The sequence below is a fragment of the Leifsonia sp. Root227 genome, from assembly GCF_001428745.1.
Classification (GTDB): Bacteria; Actinomycetota; Actinomycetes; order Actinomycetales; family Microbacteriaceae; genus Leifsonia.
The window spans coordinates 1052202-1071516 of record NZ_LMIO01000002.1 but is presented as its reverse complement, the minus strand read 5'-3'; the positions used below and the strand labels follow the sequence as shown (position 1 = coordinate 1071516).

16 protein-coding genes, 4 tRNA genes and 2 pseudogenes are annotated in these 19315 nt (G+C 68.2%); 10 read left to right on the top strand and 12 right to left on the bottom strand.

The features are described 5' to 3' along the window. The 4 genes and pseudogenes from ASE16_RS10100 to ASE16_RS10085 all read right to left on the bottom strand — a co-directional run. Positions 1-1211, bottom strand: a pseudogene (locus tag ASE16_RS10100) (glycoside hydrolase family 2 TIM barrel-domain containing protein); the annotation flags it as partial. A gap of 209 nt (positions 1212-1420) precedes the next feature. After that, complete coding sequence (locus tag ASE16_RS10095) at positions 1421-2359, bottom strand: carbohydrate ABC transporter permease (protein WP_055894273.1); 939 nt, start codon at positions 2357-2359, stop codon at positions 1421-1423. Beyond that, a complete protein-coding gene (locus ASE16_RS10090) occupies positions 2356-3243 on the bottom strand; it encodes a carbohydrate ABC transporter permease (RefSeq protein WP_055894270.1) in 888 nt (295 codons plus the stop codon). The genes ASE16_RS10095 and ASE16_RS10090 overlap by 4 nt, the downstream gene beginning before the upstream one ends. Then, positions 3240-4589, bottom strand: coding sequence for an ABC transporter substrate-binding protein (locus tag ASE16_RS10085; protein ID WP_055894268.1), 1350 nt, complete (start codon positions 4587-4589; stop codon positions 3240-3242). Before ASE16_RS10085 ends, ASE16_RS10090 begins: the two co-directional genes overlap by 4 nt. Positions 4590-4668: 79 nt before the next feature. Here ASE16_RS10085 and ASE16_RS10080 point away from each other — a divergent pair, with 79 nt between their 5' ends. After that, positions 4669-5283 (top strand): TetR/AcrR family transcriptional regulator, encoded by a 615-nt coding sequence (locus tag ASE16_RS10080; RefSeq protein WP_055894266.1) that lies wholly within the window; start codon positions 4669-4671, stop codon positions 5281-5283. 74 nt (positions 5284-5357) lie between these two features. On the opposite strand, the gene ASE16_RS10075 is transcribed toward ASE16_RS10080, so the two are convergent. The 4 genes from ASE16_RS10075 to ASE16_RS10060 all read right to left on the bottom strand — a co-directional run bounded on the left by ASE16_RS10075 (position 5358) and on the right by ASE16_RS10060 (position 10559). After that, positions 5358-7496: a 3-hydroxyacyl-CoA dehydrogenase NAD-binding domain-containing protein gene (locus ASE16_RS10075; protein WP_055894263.1), complete on the bottom strand. Its 2139-nt coding sequence runs from the start codon at positions 7494-7496 to the stop codon at positions 5358-5360. A gap of 3 nt (positions 7497-7499) precedes the next feature. Continuing rightward, positions 7500-8705 (bottom strand): thiolase family protein, encoded by a 1206-nt coding sequence (locus ASE16_RS10070; protein ID WP_055894261.1) that lies wholly within the window; start codon positions 8703-8705, stop codon positions 7500-7502. Between the two features lie 71 nt (positions 8706-8776). After that, positions 8777-9973, bottom strand: coding sequence for an HRDC domain-containing protein (locus ASE16_RS10065; RefSeq protein ID WP_055894258.1), 1197 nt, complete (start codon positions 9971-9973; stop codon positions 8777-8779). Further along, entirely contained in the window at positions 9966-10559 is a 594-nt protein-coding gene (locus ASE16_RS10060) for a DUF3000 domain-containing protein (RefSeq protein WP_055894256.1), read from the bottom strand. Before ASE16_RS10060 ends, ASE16_RS10065 begins: the two co-directional genes overlap by 8 nt. A gap of 100 nt (positions 10560-10659) precedes the next feature. Between ASE16_RS10060 and ASE16_RS10055 the strand changes: the two genes are divergently transcribed. Beyond that, positions 10660-11895, top strand: coding sequence for an alpha/beta hydrolase family protein (locus tag ASE16_RS10055; RefSeq protein ID WP_055894253.1), 1236 nt, complete (start codon positions 10660-10662; stop codon positions 11893-11895). Here ASE16_RS10055 and ASE16_RS10050 read toward each other — a convergent pair. After that, positions 11892-12335, bottom strand: coding sequence for a SufE family protein (locus tag ASE16_RS10050; protein WP_055894251.1), 444 nt, complete (start codon positions 12333-12335; stop codon positions 11892-11894). The genes ASE16_RS10055 and ASE16_RS10050 overlap by 4 nt on opposite strands. A gap of 9 nt (positions 12336-12344) precedes the next feature. Beyond that, positions 12345-13262: a sulfurtransferase gene (locus ASE16_RS10045; protein ID WP_055894248.1), complete on the bottom strand. Its 918-nt coding sequence runs from the start codon at positions 13260-13262 to the stop codon at positions 12345-12347. A gap of 155 nt (positions 13263-13417) precedes the next feature. On the opposite strand from ASE16_RS10045, the gene zapE reads away from it, so the two are divergent. From zapE to ASE16_RS20100, 4 genes and pseudogenes are all read left to right on the top strand, one after another. Then, positions 13418-14467, top strand: coding sequence for a cell division protein ZapE (gene zapE, locus ASE16_RS10040; protein WP_055894246.1), 1050 nt, complete (start codon positions 13418-13420; stop codon positions 14465-14467). Positions 14468-14681: 214 nt separating this feature from the next. Continuing rightward, the gene (locus ASE16_RS10035) at positions 14682-15956 is read left to right on the top strand and encodes an ammonium transporter (RefSeq protein ID WP_055894244.1); all 1275 of its coding nucleotides are present in this window, start codon (positions 14682-14684) and stop codon (positions 15954-15956) included. Between the two features lie 131 nt (positions 15957-16087). Then, a pseudogene (locus ASE16_RS10030) lies at positions 16088-17215 on the top strand (ammonium transporter); the annotation flags it as partial. A gap of 49 nt (positions 17216-17264) precedes the next feature. Continuing rightward, positions 17265-17843 (top strand): type II toxin-antitoxin system PemK/MazF family toxin, encoded by a 579-nt coding sequence (locus tag ASE16_RS20100; RefSeq protein WP_082581339.1) that lies wholly within the window; start codon positions 17265-17267, stop codon positions 17841-17843. Between the two features lie 39 nt (positions 17844-17882). On the opposite strand, the gene ASE16_RS10020 is transcribed toward ASE16_RS20100, so the two are convergent. Next, complete coding sequence (locus tag ASE16_RS10020; RefSeq protein WP_055894240.1) at positions 17883-18173, bottom strand: YciI family protein; 291 nt, start codon at positions 18171-18173, stop codon at positions 17883-17885. A 60-nt stretch (positions 18174-18233) separates the two neighbouring features. Beyond that, positions 18234-18306 (bottom strand) — tRNA-Val (locus ASE16_RS10015). A 163-nt stretch (positions 18307-18469) separates the two neighbouring features. On the opposite strand from ASE16_RS10015, the gene ASE16_RS10010 reads away from it, so the two are divergent. From ASE16_RS10010 to ASE16_RS09995, 4 genes are all read left to right on the top strand, one after another. Beyond that, a tRNA-Gly gene (locus tag ASE16_RS10010) sits at positions 18470-18542 on the top strand. Between the two features lie 53 nt (positions 18543-18595). After that, positions 18596-18669 (top strand) — tRNA-Cys (locus tag ASE16_RS10005). Positions 18670-18689: 20 nt separating this feature from the next. Beyond that, positions 18690-18764, top strand: a tRNA-Val gene (locus tag ASE16_RS10000). Positions 18765-18893: 129 nt separating this feature from the next. Beyond that, the gene (locus tag ASE16_RS09995) at positions 18894-19268 is read left to right on the top strand and encodes a YciI family protein (RefSeq protein WP_055894237.1); all 375 of its coding nucleotides are present in this window, start codon (positions 18894-18896) and stop codon (positions 19266-19268) included. The last annotated feature ends 47 nt before the right edge of the window (positions 19269-19315 follow it).

The following is a 19315-nucleotide window of genomic DNA, read 5'->3' as shown; positions in this document are numbered from 1 at the left end:
TCGTTGCCGAGCGACCAGATCACGATGCTGGGGTGGTTCTTGTCCCGCTCGACGGTGCGCTGGATGCGGTCGAGGTATGCAGCGCGCCAGCGCGGGTCGTCGCTCGGGTTGCCCTCCCAGCCGAGCTTGTCGAAGCCGTGGGTCTCCAGGTCGCACTCGTCGATGACCCAGAAGCCCAGTTCGTCGGCGAGGTCGAGGAGGCGGGGATGGGGCGGGTAGTGGCTGGTGCGGATGGCGTTGACGTTGAACCGCTTCATCCTGGCCAGGTCGGCGCGGGCGTGCTCCTCGTCGAAGACGCGGCCGCGCACCGGGTGCGTTTCGTGCCGGTTCATGCCGTGGAAGACGACGCGGCGGCCGTTCACGAGGAACCGGTCGCCGACGATCTCCACCGTGCGGAAGCCCGCCCGCAGTGCGATGGTCTCGGCGGCGTTCGAGACGGTCRCGTCGTAGAGCCGCGGGGTCTCCGCCGACCACGGCTCCACCGCATCCACGGGAAGGGGCACGACCTCGGCGGCGCTCTGCCAGCTCTGCTCGATCCCTAGCTCGGGGATGCGCAGGGTCACCGGATACGCCGACGGGTCAGCGGTCAGCTCCACCTCGACCGTCCCGGCGCCGTCGCGGTAGCCGGTGCGCAGCCAGACGTCGTCGATGCCGCCGGTGGGGCGGGCGAGGAGGGTGACGCTGCGGAAGATGCCGGGCAGCCACCACTGGTCCTGGTCCTCCAGATACGACGCGGCCGACCACTGGTGCACCCGCACCACGACCAGGTTCTCGCCGGGATGCACGAGACCGGTGACGTCGAACTCCTGCGCCAGCCGCGACCCGGTGCCGACGCCGACCTCTGCCCCGTTGACCCACACCTTGTACATCGACTCGACCCCGTCGAACCGCAGCAGCACCCGTCCGGCGTCGGCGAACGTGGCTGGCAGGGTGAAGCGGCGGCGGTGGTCGCCGGTGGGGTTCTCGTCGGGGACGTGCGGCGGGTCGATCGGGAACGGGTACTGCACGTTGGTGTAGATCGGCCTGCCGTATGCGCCGTCGCCGTGCAGCACCCAGTGCGACGGCACCGGCAAGCTGTCCCAGCCGGAGTCGTCGAAGTCGGTCGCTGCGATGTCCTCGGAGACGGCGGCGGTGGGGGAGAGCCGGAACGCCCAGTCGCCGTCGAGGCAGAGCGCGGGGGCGTCGGTGCGCAGCCAGGACCGCGGCGCGCTNCCAAGCTCCCTGCCCCGCTTCGAGTCGAAGTCGGTCGCTGCGATGTCCTCGGAGACGGCGGCGGTGGGGGAGAGCCGGAACGCCCAGTCGCCGTCGAGGCAGAGCGCGGGGGCGTCGGTGCGCAGCCAGGACCGCGGCGCGCTACGCGCACCCCGGCCTGGCGCGGTGTCGGACAGATACGGGTCGGACAGGACGTGGGGCGTCAGCACTACTTCACGGCTCCTTCGGTGAGACCGCCGCGCCAGAACCGCTGCAGCACGATCATGGCGATGGCGAGGGGGATGATCGACAGCAGCACGCCGCCGGTGGTCAGCTCGTAGAACTCCGGCAGCCGGTCGGTCTGACTGCGCCAGTTGTTGAGCCCGAGCGTGATCGGGTACAGCGTGTTGTCGGACAGCATCACGAGCGGCAGGAAGTAGTTGTTCCAGATGCCGACGAGCTGGAACAGGAACACCGTCACCAGCGCGGGCACCATGATCCGCAGTCCCACCGTGTGGAAGATCCTCAGCTCGCCTGCCCCGTCGATCCTGGCGGCCTCGATCAGGGCGGTGTCGACCGTCGCATCCGCGTAGATCCGGCAGAGGAACAGCCCGAACGGTGACACCAGCGACGGCAGCAGCACCGACCAGTAGGTGTTCGCGAGCCCGAGCTGGCTGAACAGCAGGAACAGCGGCAGCGCCGTCGCGGTGCCGGGCACGAGCACGCCGCCGAGCACCAGCCCGAAGATGAATCCACGGCCGCGGAATGCGTACTTCGACAGCGCGTACCCGCCTGCGGCGGCGAAGTAGGTCGCGAGGATCGCACCGACTCCGGCGTACAGCACCGAGTTGGCGAACCAGCGCACGAAGATGCCGCCGTCGTAGGTCAGCACCTCGCCGAGGTTGTGCCAGAGCGCGAAGGTCGGCGCGAACCAGAAGCCGTTGGTCGAGAACAGATCCTGCGTGGTCTTCGTGGCGGCGACGATCACCCAGTAGACCGGCACCAGGAAGTAGACGGCGACGACGACCAGGATGCCGGTGACCAGGATGCGCATCCCCGGCCTGCGCCCTGCCGAGCGGTCAGGACCGGTGCCTCGCGCCTTCTGTGCCGTGACCGAGGAGGTGCCTGGCGCTGCGACGCTGCCTGTCGGGGTGTCTGTTGCGGTCATTTCGCTCTCCTGTTCGACAGACGCAGGAACGCGAACGACAGCAGGAACGCGACCAGGGCGATGAGCACAGCCTGCGCGGCTGCGACGTTGTAGTCGTTGTACGCGAACGCGGTCGTGTACGCGCTGAGGTTGGGCGTGTACTCGCTGTCGATCGCGGGGGAGACCGTCTGCAGCACCTGCGGCTCGGCGAAGAGCTGCAGGGTGCCGATGATCGAGAACACGGTGGTGAGCATCAGCGCCGGTTTGATCAGCGGCAACTGGATGCTCGTCGCCACCCGCCACGGGCTCGCGCCGTCGACCTTCGCCGCCTCGTACACCTCGGTCGGGATCGACTTGAGCTGGGCGATGATGATCATCATGTTGTAGCCGGTGTACGTCCAGGTGACGATGTTCGCGATCGACCACAGCACCGTGTTCGGCCCGAGGAAGTCGACCTGCAGGCCGAACGCGCTCGCGAGGTCGATCAGCGGGCTGAGCCCTGGGACGTAGAGGAACGACCACAGGATGGTCGCCACGACACCGGGGATGCCGTACGGCAGGAAGTACACGGCCCTGAACATCCCCGGCCAGCGCGCGGACGCCGACTCGAGCAGCAGCGCGAGCACCGTGCACAGCGCGATCATCAGCGTGACCTGCACCACGCCGAACAGCAGCATCCTGCCGATGGACGCGATGAAGTTCGGGTTCGAGAGCGCCTGGGCGTAGTTGGCGAACCAGGCGAACTCGCTCGTCACACCCTTCTCGCCGAACACGCCCTGCCTGGTGACCTTGGTGAAGCTGCTGCCCACCGCCACGATGATCGGGAGGATGAACGTGAGCAGGAAGAGGGCGAGGAACGGCCCGAGCAGCACCCACGGCGCCCAGGAACGTCGCACGCCCCTCACGAGGTCACCTTCTCGATGCTGAGTCCCTTGTCGCGGAACGCGGTGACGATGTTCTTCTCGCTCTGCGCGATCGCATCCACGAGGGTGAGGCCGGAGGACTTCTTGCGGAACCCGTCGGCGAGGATGTTGAACGACTGCTGCGTCAGCGGCCACCACGACCAGTCCTGATTCTGCTGGCGCGATGCGGGGAGGAAGATCTCCTCGTTGTAGTTCTGGCCGCCGAAGAACTTCGACGGCTTCTGCCGGGAGGTGCCGATGAAGTCGGCGGAGGGCGACCAGCCGATGCCGCTGTTCTCGATCATTGCGTCGATGCCCTCGTGACTGGTGGTCATCCAGACCGCGAACTCCAGCGCCTCCTTCGGGTGCTTGCTGTTGGCGAGCACCGCAGCCGTGGAGCCGCCGAGGTAGCTGGAGCCGTATCCGGTCGTGCCGTCGGAGCCCCAGCGGGCCATCGGAGCGACCCGCCACTTGCCTTCGCCTCCCGAGACACCCTCGAGCAGCGCGTCCCCCCAGCTCGCGCTGGTGAGACCGGCGATCTTGTTCGACGCAGCAGCGGCGAACCACGGCGTCGTGTACGCGCCGTACGCGGTCTGGATCACGCCGTCGTCGATCGCCTTGTCGAAGAACCGGGCGGCGGTGAGCGTCGCGTCGTCGGTCATGTTCACGGTCCAGCGGTCGCCGTCGACCGCGAACCAGGATGCGCCCGCCTGCCCTGCGACCGCGGCGAACCAGGACGGATCGGCGTAGTTGAAGGTGTCGATCCAGGAACCGGCCGTGCGCAGTTCGGCGCCGGTGCTCATCCACTCGTCCCAGGTGGTGGGGGCGGAGGCGCCGACCTTCTCGAACAGGTCCGGCCGGTGGTAGAACGCCATCGGGCCGGAGTCCTGCGGGATGGCGTACACGCCGTCGACGTAGCTGACCTGCTTCCAGAGCGTGGGGTCGTAGCGGTCGGCGTAGTCGTTCGCGCCGTAGCGGGCCAGGTCGACCAGGCCGTTCACGAGCATGAACTCCGGCACGGAGCGCAGCTCGACCTGGGCGAGGTCCGGGCCGCCGCCCGCCGCGAGGGCCGAGTACAGCTTCTGGTATCCGCCGCTGTTGCCGCCGGGGATCCAGACGGCCTCGACCTGCACATTCGGATGCGTGGCGTTCCACACATCCGCGACCTTCTGCAGGTCTTTCAGCCAGGCCCAGTACGTGAGGGTGATCTTCTCGCCGCTCGCGGCCGGCTGGATGAGCGGCCTGCTGTTGACGGAGGTGGTGCCGGGGGTGCTGCACCCGGCGAGCAGCGCGGTGACCCCCGCCGCTGCTCCCAGGCCGAGGAGACTTCGTCGTGTGAGTTGCGCCATGTCCTTCACTTCGTCGTGAGTGGGAATACGAGTACTGCGACCCTATACAAAACTAGCGCGGGTGACCTAATTTGGTTGTGTGGACACCGAGATCGCCGGTCCCCGCCGCCGCGGACCGTACGCAAAGAGCGCAGCCCGTCGCCGTCAGATCGTCGAAGAGGCGTACCGCGTGTTCGCCACGCGCGGGTATCACGGCAGCTCGCTGCGCGAGATCGCGGCTGCGGCCGGCATCAGCCTGTCCAACCTGCAGCACTACTTCATCGGCAAGGAGGACGTGCTGCTCGCCGTCCTCGAACTCCGCGACGAACTCGGCGCCGGCGTGGACGCCCCGGAGGACGACGAGCCGTTCGAGCGCCACATCGTGGCACAGGCGGCGGCCAACGAGCGCATCCCCGGGGTCATCGCGCTCTACAGCGTGCTCTCCGCCGAGGCCGTGACGGACGACCACCCAGGACGCGAATACTTCCTCGGGCGCTACGACACGCTCCGCTCCGAGTACGAGGCGGAGTTCGCCGCGCTCCGCGACCAGGGCCGCCTGCGCGTCGGCGTCGACCCGGCGCTCGCGGCCGCGACCGTGATCGCGCTCTGGGAGGGCATTCAGCTCCAGTGGCTGTACACGCCCGACCGGATCGACGCGGCCGCCACCCTCCGCGCATACCTGGACCTGGTGCTCCTCGCGCCCCAGACCGCGTGAGCCAGCGCGCGTAACAAAAGCCGGTGACCGCATCCGACGTGGATGCGGTCACCGGCTTTTCACGCTGTGAGCGGTTAGAGCACGCCCTTCACTGGCGGGTGCTGGAACGTGTCTCCGAACACCCGCTCCGACGCTCCGACGCGGTCGAGGTACGGCGTGATGCCGCCCATCTGGAACGGGAAGCCCGCGCCGAGGATCATGCACAGGTCGATGTCCTCCGGCGCCGCCACGACGTGGTCGTCCACGAGCATCCGGTGGATCTCGTCGGCGAGGCCGTCCTCGAGGCCGCGGAGGATCTGCTCCTTGGTCCACGGGTTCTTGCCGCCGGAGACGATCTTCGCCGCCTGCTTGTCGATGCCCTTGACCCTGCCCTTGGAGTCCTTCTCCAGCAGCGTCCCGTGCTCGGCCAGCTTGTGCAGGTTCTCGCTGCGGTAGAACCGGTCGGGGAACGCGGCGTGGTGCGTGTCCAGGACGTGCGCACCGACCTTCAGCCCGACCAGGTCGAGCAGCGCGGACGGCGGCATCGGCAGGCCGAGCGGCGCGAACGCGTCGTCGACCGTCTCGAACGGGGTGCCGTCGTCGACGGCGTGCATCGCCTCGCCGAGCACCTTCGCCAGCACGCGGTTGACCACGAAGCCGGGGGTGTCCGCGGTGATGACCGCGTTCTTCTTGAGCGTCGCCGCCGTGACCATCGCCGTCGACAGAGTCGCCTCGTCGGTGTTCGGCGTGTTCACCACCTCGATCAGCGGCATGACGGCGACCGGGGTGAAGAAGTGGAAGCCGACCAGGCGCTCCGGGTGCTTCAGCTTCGCCCCGATCTGCTCGACCGACAGCGACGAGGTGTTCGTGGCGAGCACGGCGTCGTCCGAGATGTACTGCTCGATCTCGGCGAACACGTCCTGCTTGACCGACAGCTCCTCGAACACGGCCTCGATCACCCAGTCCGCGTCGGCGAAGAGGGACTTGTCGGTCGTGCCGGTGACCAGCGCGCGCAGCCGGTTGCCTTCGTCCGGCGAGATGCGGCCCTTCTCCTGCAGCTTGCCGATCTCGTCGTGGATGTACGCGACACCCTTGTCGACGTGCGCCTGGTCGAGGTCGGTGATGACCACGGGCACCCGCAGACGGCGCACGAACAGCAGAGCGAACTGGCTGGCCATGTAGCCTGCGCCGATCACGCCGACCTTGGTGACCTTCTTGGCGAGCTTCTTGTCCGGCGCGCCTGCCGGGCGCTTGGCCCGCTTCTGCACCAGGTTGAAGGCGTAGATGCTGGCCTGGAACTGGTCGCCGGAGATGAGCTCGGCGAGCACGTCGTCCTCGCGCTCGAAGCCCTCCTCCTTGGTACCGGACTTGGCCGCCTTGAGCAGGTCGAGTGCGGCGTACGGCGACTTCGGCACGGTGCCGATGCGGCTCTCCAGCATCTTGCGGGCGATGCCGATGGCCGCATCCCACTTGACCATGCGCTCGACCTTGCCGGGCACGTTCGGCCGCTTCACGGTGAGCTCGCCGGTGAGGACCCTGTCGGCCCAGCGCAGCGAGTCCTCGAGGAAGTTGGCGGAGTCGAAGATCGCGTCCGCGATGCCGAGGTCGAAGACGTCCTGCGGCTTGAGCATCCTGTTCTGCTTGAGCGGGTTCTCGACGATCACCTTGAGGGCGTTCTCGATGCCGATCAGGTTCGGCAGGATGTACGCGCCGCCCCAGCCGGGGATGAGGCCGAGGAACACCTCTGGGAGGGCGAAGGCCGCGGCAGAGCGGTCGATGGTGCGGTAGTCGGCGTTCAGGCCGATCTCCACACCGCCGCCGAGCGCGAGACCGTTGGTGAACACGAACGACGGGACGCCGAAGGCGGCTTGCTTGCCGAGCACGTAGTGACCGAGCTGGGGGAGCAGTTTCGCGACCTCGACGCTCGGGATGTCCCCCACGCGGCTGAGGTCGGCGCCTGCGGCGAGGATGAACGGCTTGCCCGTGACGGCGACCGCGTCGATCTCGCCGCGGCCAGCGCGCTCCGTCAGCTCGTCGAAGGTCTTCCCGAGCTCCAGGAGGGTGGCGGGGCCCATCGTGTTCGGTCGCGTGTGGTCGCGGCCGTTGTCGAGGGTCACCAGAGCGAGCGTCTTGCCGCTCGGCAGCGGGATGTCCTTGACGAACGAGTGGGTCACGACCTCGTCTGAGGTGAGGTCGACGAGCGGGGAGAAGTCGATCTTGCTGTAGTCGGTCACGTGTTAAGCCTTCCGCGCGCGCTTGTTGTAGTGGGGGTTCTCCCAGATGACGGACCCGCCCTGGCCGAGTCCGACGCACATCGCGGTGAGGCCGTAGCGGACCTCCGGGTGCTCCTCGAACTGGCGGGCGAGCTGGATCATGAGGCGCACGCCGCTGGCGGCGAGCGGGTGGCCGACGGCGATGGCGCCGCCCCACTGGTTGACGCGGGGGTCCTCGTCGTCGATGCCGAAGTGGTCGAGCAGCGAGAGCACCTGGATGGCGAACGCTTCGTTCAGCTCGAACAGGCCGATGTCGTCGATGCTGAGCCCCGCCTTGCGGAGCGCCTTCTCCGTCGACGGCACAGGGCCGATGCCCATGATCTCCGGCTCGACGCCCGCGAAGGCGAAGCTGACCATGCGCATCTTCGGCTGCAGGCCGAACTCCTTCACCGCGTCGCCGGACGCGAGCAGGCTCGCTGTGGCGCCGTCGGTGAGCGGCGACGAGTTCCCGGCGGAGACCCGGCCGTGCGGACGGAACGGGGTGCGCAGGGTGGCGAGCGACTCCATGTTCGTCTCCGGCCGCATCCCCTCGTCCTGGGTGGCGAGGCCCCAGCCGCTCTCGGAGCGGATGGCGACGGGCACCAGGTCGGGCTGCAGCTTGCCCGCAGCGTACGCCGCCGCGGTCTTCTGCTGGCTGCGCATCGCGAAGCGGTCGGAGCGCTCCTTGGTGAGGGCGGGGAACCTGTCGTGGATGCGCTCGGCGGTCATGCCCATGTTGAGGGCGTCCTCGCCGACCAGGCGCTCGGAGAGGAAACGCGGGTTCGGGTCTGCGCCGAAGCCCATCGGGTGGCGTCCCATGTGCTCGACGCCGCCGGCGATGGCCAGGTCGTACGCGCCGAACGCGATCCCGGAGCCGAGGGTGGTGACGCTGGTCATCGCGCCGGCGCACATCCGATCGATGGCGAAGCCTGGCACGGACTTCGGCAGACCGGCGAGCAGAGCGGCGGTGCGGCCGAGGGTGAGGCCCTGGTCGCCCTGCTGCGTCGTGGCGGCGATGGCCACGTCGTCGATCCTGTCTTTGGGCACGTTCGGGTTGCGCTCCAGCAGCTCGATCATGGCCTTGACCACCAGATCGTCCGCTCGCGTGTTCCAGTACTGCCCTTTTTCGCCGGCTCGCCCGAACGGAGTGCGAACTCCGTCGACGAAGACGACATCAGCTCTATCGGCCACAATGCCTCCCAAATCAGGTCGAATTCGATCCTAGGGATGCGGCGGAACGGGGAAGAATCGTTTGATTCTTTCTACGAATCCGCTTCGGCGGTCTCCGGGCCGTTTTGGTTGGCTTCCACAAACGCCTGGGCGATCGACTGTGAGGTTGCCTCAATCTGCCAGGGCCGGGCACCCCATTCGGCGAGGGCGGCGGCGATGGATGCGGCGTCGATCTCGGCGGGCGGGGCCCACGCGACGCGGCGCAGCGTCTCCGGCGTGAGCAGGTTCTCGATCGGGATCGACAGCTCCTCGGAGAGCGCGGTGACGGCGGCGCGGGCCGCCTTGAGCCTGGCGTCCGCCTCCGGGTTCCTGTCCGCCCACGCGCGGGGCGGAGGAAGGGTGTCTCCGTTTCCGCGCATCACGGGGAGGTCCTCCGTGGTGCGTCCGGCCTCGATGGCCTCCCACCAGCGGTCGAGCTCCGTCCTGCTCGCTCTGCCGTTGAACTCGCGGAGCGCCGCGAGACCGCGCTTGGTCTCCGGCATGGCCTTCGCCGCGGCGGTGAGCGACGCATCCGGGACCAGGCGGCCCGGCGCGATGTCCGTGGTGCGGGCGAGCTCGTCGCGGCTCAGCCAGAGCTCGCGGGCGACGGCGAGATTGCGGATGCCCCTGATCGAGTGGATGCCGGACAGGCGGCGCCACGGCTCGCTGCGGACCACCTTGAGGTCACGGGCGAGCTCGTCGGCGAACTCCTGCTGGGCGATCCCCGTCTTGCCCTGCTCCTCCAGCAGTGCAGCGATGGCGTCTCTGAGGTCGGGCAGCAGCTCGACGTCGAGGGCCGCGTACACGAGCCAGGGTTCCGGCAGCGGCCTGGTGGACCAGTCGGCGGCCGAGTGCTCCTTGGCCAGGTGAATGCCGAGCAGCTCCTCCACCACGGTGCCGAGGCCGACCCTCGGCATCCCGAGCAGCCGGGCGGCGAGCTCGGTGTCGAAGACGTGCTTCGGGTCGAGCCCGACCTCGCGCAGGCAGGTGAGGTCCTGGGTGGCTGCGTGCAGCACCCACTCCTCGTCTGCGATGGCGGCGTTCAGTTCGTCGAAGCGCCCGATCGGCGGAGGGTCGAACAGGAACGTGCCCGACCCGCGCCGGAACACCTGGATGAGGTACGCCCGCTGAGAGTACCGGAAGCCGCTCGCGCGCTCGGCGTCCACGGCCACCGGGCCGTTCCCCGCCGCGATCGCCTCGACGGCCTCCAGGTACTCGTCTCTGGTCGCGATGACGTGATGGTCAGCCACGCGGCTCCCGTCTCGTCAGCAGGCTGACGCCCTCTCCGGTCGGTGGCAGCCCTGCGAGCATGCACAGCAACTCGCCCCAGCCCTCGACGTGCGCGGTGATGTCGCTCTCCAGCGGGCTCCAGGACGCGCGCAGCTCGATCTGCGAACCGTCGCCCTGAGCGGCGAGCTCGCCGAACCCGGTGGAGATGATCTTGGTGGCGGTGCCGCTGGCCGCCGTGTACTTCGCGTGCCGCGCATCCAGTGCATCCACCAGCCACGACCAGGCGACGTCGGCCAGGAACGGGTCGAGACCGATGTCGGTCTCCAAGGGCGCCTGCGCAAAGCAGACGATGCGGAACGGGCCGCCCCACGCCTCTGGCTCGTCCTCGTCGTAGAGCAGGATGAACCGGCCGGTGCCCAGGTCGGAGTCGCTTCCGTGCCGTGTCGGACGCACGTCGGCCGCCAGCGCGACGGAGTGCGGCGCGAGCTGGCCCGGCGCGGGGATCTCGGTGACCACGAGTTCCGGGCGGGACTTCGCGTGGCGGATCGTCTCCAACGCCGCGGCGAACTCCGGGGGAGTGCGTGGGGTCGAGGGTGTTGTCGGCACGTTAGGAACACTATGGTCCATTCGGGGCATGTGACGGTACGGCACGCCGCCTGAGGAAGTCCTGAACACCGCGCGATGGCATCGGGGTTACGCTGGCGGCATGGCGCGTTCGACGTTCGCGAAATCCGTCCGCACGGCCGTCGTCGCGGCCGGTGTCCTCGGCCTGGCGGCCGGTGCAGGTGCTGTGCTGATCATGGCGAGGGTGGCTCGCACGGTCGTCACGCCGGTGCGCAAACGCCCGCAGAACCAGAGCATCAGGGCCGTCGACCCGGATGCGGGAACGGTGACGCTGCGCGAGACGCCGGACTCCTCTGTGCCAGGCCGTTACGGCCTCTGGTTCTCCGAGGACGCCGGCTACGCGAAGATCGGTGGCGTCATCTCCCGTGAGGACGGCTCTGTCACGCGCACGCTGGAGTCCGTCGCGTTCGGCGACCTCCGCCCTGGGCGCGGGCGGATCAGCGGCTACTACTACCTCGAACCCTCCGAGCTGGACTACCGTGTGGAGAGCGTGACCGTGGAGACGGAGCTCGGCGAAGCGCCCGGCTGGCTGTTCCCCCCGGAGCCGGGCGAGGACACAGGGCACTGGGTGATCCAGGTGCACGGCTGGGGTGCCACCAGGCAGGAGGGGCTGCGCGCCGTCCGCACCTTCCACGAGCAGGGGTACACCGTGCTGCTCGCCTCGTACCGCAACGACGGGGATGCGCCGAACAGCGCCGACCGCCGCTACGGCCTCGGCGGCACGGAGTGGCACGACATCGACGCAGCGCTGCGGTACGCCGCAGACCATGGCGCCAGCTCGATCGTCCTGATGGGCTGGTCGATGGGCGGCGCCGTCGTGCTGCAGACCGTCACCAGGTCGACCGCCACCGACCTGCTCCGCGGCCTCATCCTGGAATCCCCGGTGATCGACTGGATCGACACGCTCGAATACCAAGCGCGGATGCTCCGCCTCCCCGACCCGATCACCCAGGGCGCCCTGCGCCTGATCGAGTCGACCTGGGGAGGCCCGATCACCGGCCAGGCAGCGCCGATCGACCTCACCAGCATGAACTTCGTCGCCCGCGCAGCCGACCTCAGCCTGCCCACCCTCATCCTGCACAGCGACGACGACGGGTTCGTGCCGTCGACCGCATCCCGTGCTCTGGCGGAGGCCCGCAGCGACATCGTCACGCTGGTGCCGTTCGCGACAGCGCTGCACACCAAGCTCTGGAACTACGACGAGGAACGCTGGAAGACCTCGATCGCCGACTGGCTCGCCGAGCACATCCACGCCGACGCAGGCGCGGACATCAACGCAGCCGCGCCGGACGCGCCCGCCGTCGAAGCGGCGAGCTAGGCCGCCAGCTTCTCCCGCACCTGCCGCTTGGTGCGGCCGAGCAGCGCCGTCATGCCCCGGATGCGCAGGGGAGAGACCGCCTGCGTGAGCCCCAGCGTCTGCGGGTAGTCATCGGGGACGGCCAGCACCTCCTCGGCCGTGAGGCCGGCGAGACCATGCGCCAGGATCGACGCGAACCCGCGCGTGGTCGGCGACTCCTGCGGAGCGGTCGCATAGAGGTGCACGATGTTCCCGTCGTCCACCTCCACGAAAATGAAGACGGGCGACTGGCACTCCACGACCCGCTCGAACAGATCGGGATGGTCGCGGTAGCGCTCCGGCAGCTCGGGCAGCTCTTCCGAGAACTCCAGCAGAAGCTGGAGCCTGTCTGGCTGCTCGAGCGCCAGGAAGTCGTCGCGGATCTCCGCGAGAGCGGGTGCCAGGGCCGCAGGATCAGTCATACGACAAGGCTACTTCGCCTGAACGGCTCCCGGCTCGCTGCCCGTGACGATCGGTACGCGCACAGCGGAACCCCACTCGGTCCACGAGCCGTCGTAGTTGCGTACGTTCTCGAAACCGAGCAGGTGCGTGAGCACGAACCAGGTGTGGCTCGACCGCTCGCCGATGCGGCAGTACGCGATCACATCGTCGCCCTCCTTCAGCCCAGCATCGCCGAGGTAGATGGACTCGAGCTCCGCGCGGCGCTTGAACGTCGCATCCGGTGCGGCAGCCCTCGCCCACGGCACGGACGCAGCGGACGGGATGTGCCCTGCGCGCAGAGCGCCCTCGGTCGGGTAGCCGGGGATCTCGGTGCGCTCGCCGCTGTACTCCTCGGGAGAGCGGACGTCGATGAGCGCCCCCTTCCCCGAATCGACGAGTGCGAGGTGGGCGAGCACATCGTCCTTGAACGCGCGGATGACGGTGTCGTCCCGCTCGACGATCGGATACTCGACCGGCGTGACGACCGGCTTGTCCTTGGTGAGCTCTCGGCCCTCGGCGATCCACTTGTCGCGCCCGCCGTCGAGCAGACGCACATCCTCGTGGCCGAACAGTGTGAACACCCAGAGCGCGTACGCCGCCCACCAGTTGTTCTTGTCCCCGTAGATGACCACGGTGGTGTCGCGGGCGATGCCTTTGGAGCCGAGCAGCTCGGCGAAGCGCTCGCCGTCGACGTAGTCGCGCTGCACGGGGTCGTTGAGGTCGGTGTGCCAGTCGATCTTCACGGCGCCGGGGATGTGACCCGTCTCGTAGAGCAGGACGTCCTCGTCGGACTCCACCACGACCAGTCCTGGCTGCCCCAGGTGCTCGGCGAGCCATTCCGTGCTCACCAGCCGCTCGGGATGCGCGTACTCGGCGAAAGCGGGGGACCGGTCGACCTCGATGGACATGGTTGCATTACCTCCAGAGAGCGCCTCGTGAGCGCAAGGGGAACAATCGGCTGCGTCGGTTTAGGCTGGACACCCCGACACTGTGCGAACTTACGTTCCAGGCTATCTGCGCGTAAACCGGTGCGGTAAGACTTCGACACAAAGGTGCAGCTTCCATGACGATCGACCAGACCGGCGCTCTCGTGCGCCTCGCCGACCGTGCCCCGCAGATCACCGGGGCGGAGATCGCGTCGTCGCTGGTCCCACCGTCGCAGTTCCACAACGCCACCTTCGAGTCGTACCGGCCGGACCACGACTACCCGTCGCAGGCGGAGGCCGTGAGCATCCTGCGCACCTTCGCGAAATCGTGGGAGCCGCAGCGCCCCGCCGGGCTGTTCAGCCGCAACCGTAAGAAGGCGGAGACGAAGCCCGGTGTGTACCTCGACGGCGGATTCGGCGTCGGCAAGACGCACCTCCTCGCATCCCTGTGGCACGAGGCGCCGGGACCCAAGTACTTCGGCACCTTCATCGAGTACACGGCACTGGTGGGAGCCCTCGGCTACGCGGGCGCGGTCAACCTGCTCCGCGGCTCCGCGCTGATCTGCATCGACGAGTTCGAGCTCGACGACCCCGGCGACACGATGATGATGACCAGGATGCTCGGCGAGCTCGTCGCCTCGGGCACCAGGATCGCCGCCACCAGCAACACCCCGCCGAACGCGCTCGGGGAGGGCCGGTTCGCCGCGAGCGACTTCCTTCGCGAGATCCAGTCGCTGTCCGCCAACTTCGAGACCATCCGCATCGACGGGCTCGACTACCGCCGCCGCGACACGGAAGGCCGGGCCGTCACCGTCGAGCGCGACGAGTACGACAGGATCACCGGAGCGCTCAGCTCGCGCGGCGAGACCGTCACCAGCGACGACTTCGACGCGCTCATCGCGCACCTCGCCACGGTGCACCCGTCGCGATACATCAAGCTGCTCGACGGCGTGGATGTCATCGGGCTCACGGATGTGCGCATCCTGCACGACCAGATGGCCGCGCTGCGCCTGGTCGCTTTCATCGACCGCGTCTACGACGCTGAGATCCCGATCGTGCAGACCGGCACCCCGCTCAACGAGGTCTTCGACGAGGAGATGCTGGGCGGCGGCTACCGCAAGAAGTACCTCCGCTCCGTCTCGCGCATGATCGCGCTGACCACCGGAGAGCTTCCCCCGCACGACTGACACCGCACGACCGACCGCGCGCGCCTGACAGCGCTCGACGGATTCGTGGCGGCGCGAAACACGATGTTTACACCCGTGGTGGATGCGTAACAGACGCGAAACACGAGTATCCCTCCACGGAAACCTCCCGTGATGAAACTGGGCACACCCCGAAACGCTCACCGATCAGCCAGACCGGGGCCCGTGTGCATTCATGAGAGAGGTAGACCAACGTATGTTGCTACACACAGCAGCGGACTACGCACCCGCAGGGACCGTCAACTCCCTGTGGCTGCTCGTCGCCGCAGCACTTGTTCTGCTGATGACCCCCGGCGTCGCCTTCTTCTACGGAGGAATGGTCCGCGCCAAGAGCGTGATCAGCATGATGATGATGAGCTTCGGCGCGATGGCGATCGTGGGCGTCCTGTGGGTGTTCTACGGGTACGGCCTCGCGTTCGGCAAGCCGATCATCCCGCACTTCCTCGGCGCTCCTGACTGGTTCCTGTCCAGCCTGATGGGCAAGGACGGCATGACCCCCGACCTCGGCGGTCTCGCCTTCGCCGGGTTCCAGGCCACCTTCGCCATCATCACGGTCGCTCTGATCTCCGGTGCGATCGCCGACCGCGCCAAATTCGGCGCATGGATGGTGTTCGCGGGCATCTGGGTCACGGTCGTGTACTTCCCGGTCGCGTACTGGGTGTTCAACCTGGCCGATGGCTGGGCGCCCGCTGTCCTGCACGTCAACGACTTCGCCGGTGGCACAGCGGTCCACATCAACGCCGGTGCAGCAGGCCTGGCACTCGCCCTGGTGCTCGGCAAGCGCGTCGGCTTCCAGAAGGGCATGTCGAAGCCGCACAACGTGCCGCTCACGCTCCTGGGCGCCGCTCTCCTGTGGTTCGGCTGGTTCGGCTTCAACGCCGGTTCGGAAGCCGCAGTGGACGGCGTGGCAGCGTTGGCCTGGATCAACACCCTCGCCGCTCCGGCCGCCGCGACCATCGGCTGGCTGATCGTCGAGAAGCTGAAGGACGGCAAGCCGACCTCCATCGGTGCGGCCTCCGGCGCTGTCACCGGTCTGGTCGCGATCACCCCGGCCTGTAACATCCTGACGCCCGGCTTCGCGATCCTCCTCGGCCTGGTCGCCGGTGCTGTCTGCGCCATTGCCATCGACCTGAAGTTCAAGCTCGGCTTCGACGACTCGCTCGACGTGGTCGGCATCCACCTCATCGGCGGTCTCATCGGAACGCTCTGGATCGGCGTCTTCGGCTTCACCCACATCGACGGCGACGCGACCAAGGGCTTCTCCAGCCTCCTCTACGGCGGCAGCTTCCTGCAGCTGGGGGCGCAGGCGGTCGGTGCGTTCGGTGTGATGATCTACTCCTTCGTCCTCGCCTGGATCATCGGCACGGTCATCCAGCGGACGATGGGCTTCCGGATCAAGAACGAGGACGAGCTCGCCGGCGTCGACACGGTGGTGCACGGCGAAGAGGGCTACGCCCTCGAGACGGTCTGATCGGTTCGGCAGTTCCACAGCACGCGAGCGGGGCGTCGCCTTCGGGCGGCGCCCCGCTCCGCGCGTGCGCCGCAGGGTGCTGTGCGGCCCAGTAGGGTGTTGCTGCCCGGTTCGCGCGACGAGGAGGACGGATGACGCCTGCCACGAGCGCGCAGGTCGACGCCCTCCTGCTGCTGGTGAGCGCCACCTTCGTCATGGCGGTCGTCCCTGGCCTCGCGTTCTTCTACGGAGGGATGACGGGAGCGAAGGGTGCGTCTCAAGCGTTCAGAGCTGCGCTCGTCGGATCCGCGATCGTCGTGCTGCTCGCCGTGCTGGGCGGCTACGGGATGCTCGCAGGCTCGCCGCTGATCGCCCACCTGGTCGGGCGGCCGGACTGGGGCCTCGCCGACGTGTTCACTCCGGGGAAGGGGACCGCATCCACGCTGTACCCGTTGGCGAGGGCCGGATACCTGATCGCGGTGTGCGCGGTGGCGGTGACCATCCTCGGCACGGCCATCGCCTCCCGCGTGACGCTGCGCGCGTGGGCCGTGTTCTCCGCGCTCTGGTCGGTGCTCGTGCTCTTCCCGGCCGGATACGCGGTGTTCGCGCTCGGGGACGGCTGGGCGGTGGCTGGCATGCACGTCATCGACTTCGGCGGAGCCATCCCGATCAGCCTCGCGGCGGGCAGCGGAGCAGCCGGGGTCATCCTCGCCTGCGGCCACCGCGACCATCCCGTCGCGGGCGAACGGCGCCTCCCGCTCGTCGCGGCGGGGGGAGCGCTCGTCTGGGTCGGCTGGTTCGGCCTCACGGTCGGATCGGAGGGTGCACTCGACGCGTTCGCCCCGCTGATCGCGCTGAACACGCTGATGGCGTCCGCGGGCGGCGCGCTCATGTGGATCATCGTCGACAGGGTGCTGCTGCGGCGGCCGACCGTGACGAGCGCCCTGTGCGGCGCCGTGGCCGGCCTGGTGGCGATCACCCCCGCATCCGGTGTGCTGACCATCGGCTGGTCGCTGCTGCTCGGCGCGCTGGCCGCGATCGCCTGCGCGAGCATGGTCGACCTGGCGGCCAGGGCGCGTTTCGGCGTGCCGATGACCATCTGCGTCATCCACATCGTGGCGAGCCTGGTCGGCCTGCTCTACATCGGCCTGTTCGCCAACGGCGACGGGATGGTCGACAGCGGCAACTTCGACCTGTTCGTCGCACAGGCGGTCGCCGGGCTCGGCGTGGCGGCGTACTCGTTCGTGGTCTCGCTGCTGATCGCGATCGCGCTCCGGTACACGCTCGGGCTGACCAGGCTCCGGTATCGTGCGGACGGTGGCTTTCCCGATGAACCTCGTGCGCGCGATCGCGAACGCGCTGCTGCCGGCGAAGAAGACGCCGGCCACAACGTCGACCAGGACGCCGGCTACGACCCGGACAGCGGCGGCTCCGCGGCCGACGACGCAGAAGCGCTCGGCGGCTCCGCAGCGGACAGCAGGGGATGAGCCTGGCCGTTCCGGCCCGTCTGCGACCGTCGAGGTCGACCCGCGCGCGATCAGCCGCGTGACGATGGCGTACGCGCCGAGCACGGACGGCGACGCGGACCCTGGCGAGATCGTCTGGACCTGGGTGCCGTACGAAGAGCGCGACGGCCGAGGCAAGGACCGGCCGGTGCTGGTGGTCGCCAGCGAACGCTCCGGGACCGTTCTGGCCGTCCAGCTCACCAGCCAGGCGCATCCCGGCCGCACGGAGTACGTGCCGATCGGCACGGGGGACTGGGATGCACAGCGCAGGCCGAGCTACGTGAACACCGATCGCGTCTTCCGGCTGCACCAGGCGGGGATGCGGCGCGAGGCCACGGCCCTCGACCGTCGCCGCTACGGCGCGGTGCGAGACGCGCTCGTCGCGCGCTACGGGTGGCGCTGAGTCGCTCCACCGCCCGGAGACCGCCGTGCGGATAGCGGCTCAGTACTCCTGCAGGACTTCCACGGTTCCGCCGAATGCGAGGTTCGGGCTGCGCCTCGCCACCTCGAGCGCGGCCTCCATCGAATCGAACTCGACCATCGACGCTCCTCGCACCTGGCCGTCACTCTCCGTGACCCCATCCGAGGTCACGAGCTTCCCGTGCGCCGTCCGGATGCCGTAGTCCTCGTGGAGCGCGACGTTCCAGGCCCGCCACGCCTCTCGATTCTCTGCGAGCCGCGACGGCGGGATGGGGTCGGGTCCCGCCCGGTAGATGAAGATGAACGATGCCATCCCTGCATGATGACACGGTGGCGGGAACGCAAAAACCCCCGGCGGACCGGGGGCGTTCGGTGGGCGATACCGGACTCGAACCGATGACCTCTTCCGTGTGAAGGAAGCGCGCTACCAACTGCGCCAATCGCCCTGGGTTTCGCGGCCGTGAACCGGCTGCGAGACTCGATACTAGCCGACGAACGGGGCCGAGCGCACATCGGCAGCGCGACACACCCGGCTGCGTCACCCGGTTTGGTTTTCCGCGTCGGCATCGGCTAAAGTCATTCAAGTGCCGCAGAGATGCGGAACGAAATGCGGATGTAGCGCAGTTGGTAGCGCATCACCTTGCCAAGGTGAGGGTCGCGAGTTCGAATCTCGTCATCCGCTCGAGTCAGCCCGATCGAAAGGTCGGGCTTCTCACAACGGTGGTGAACCCAAACGGTGGATTGGCCGAGAGGCGAGGCAGCGGCCTGCAAAGCCGTATACACGGGTTCGAATCCCGTATCCACCTCCAACCTGGAGTCATTCAGGCTTGGGCGATTGGCGCAGCGGTAGCGCGCTTCCCTGACACGGAAGAGGTCACTGGTTCGATCCCAGTATCGCCCACCACGCAGAACCCCCGGAGATCCGGGGGTTTTTTCGTTGTGCCGGGACAGGAGATCTCCGGCGAGCAAAGTGTCGAATACGGACGGGTTCGTTCGACGTCAATGTGTCACTCACACCATTGACAGGAGCACAATGCGTTTCGAAATCATCATCTACAACAACTCCGAGTTCGCCGCAGCCGCCCAAGGCGACCATCCTGACCCGGCTGTCGCAGCGGAATGGGCGCGTGTCCACCAGCAGATGCTGGCCGAGCTGAAGGAATCCGACGAGTACCTGGATTCGAACGAATACAGCCAACGGACTGCAGCGATCGTGCGCGCAGACCGTCGCGCTCCGCACCACGTCCGGTTGACGGACGGCCCATTCAGCGAGTCGAAGGAGTGGGTCGGCGGCTTCTACACCGTCGATTGCGAGAGCCTGGAGAGAGCGGTGGAGATCGCCGGGCGCTTTGTCGAGGCGCGGTATTCACAGGTCGAGGTGCGCAAGCTGGTGCATCCGATCTACTGAGCGCGTCACGAGCCTCGGATGCTGTCTGCGCAGCTCATCCACGAACC

What these genes read in the sequence shown, in the direction of transcription:
- ASE16_RS10095 (WP_055894273.1), bottom strand. Translation starts at nt 2,359, where the DNA reads ATGACCGCAACAGACACCCCGACAGGCAGCGTCGCAGCGCCAGGCACC.
- ASE16_RS10085 (WP_055894268.1), bottom strand. Translation starts at nt 4,589, where the DNA reads ATGGCGCAACTCACACGACGAAGTCTCCTCGGCCTGGGAGCAGCGGCG.
- ASE16_RS10055 (WP_055894253.1), top strand. Translation starts at nt 10,660, where the DNA reads ATGGCGCGTTCGACGTTCGCGAAATCCGTCCGCACGGCCGTCGTCGCG.
- ASE16_RS10050 (WP_055894251.1), bottom strand. Translation starts at nt 12,335, where the DNA reads ATGACTGATCCTGCGGCCCTGGCACCCGCTCTCGCGGAGATCCGCGAC.
- ASE16_RS10045 (WP_055894248.1), bottom strand. Translation starts at nt 13,262, where the DNA reads ATGTCCATCGAGGTCGACCGGTCCCCCGCTTTCGCCGAGTACGCGCAT.
- zapE (WP_055894246.1), top strand. Translation starts at nt 13,418, where the DNA reads ATGACGATCGACCAGACCGGCGCTCTCGTGCGCCTCGCCGACCGTGCC.
- ASE16_RS10035 (WP_055894244.1), top strand. Translation starts at nt 14,682, where the DNA reads ATGTTGCTACACACAGCAGCGGACTACGCACCCGCAGGGACCGTCAAC.
- ASE16_RS20100 (WP_082581339.1), top strand. Translation starts at nt 17,265, where the DNA reads ATGAACCTCGTGCGCGCGATCGCGAACGCGCTGCTGCCGGCGAAGAAG.
- ASE16_RS10020 (WP_055894240.1), bottom strand. Translation starts at nt 18,173, where the DNA reads ATGGCATCGTTCATCTTCATCTACCGGGCGGGACCCGACCCCATCCCG.
- ASE16_RS09995 (WP_055894237.1), top strand. Translation starts at nt 18,894, where the DNA reads ATGCGTTTCGAAATCATCATCTACAACAACTCCGAGTTCGCCGCAGCC.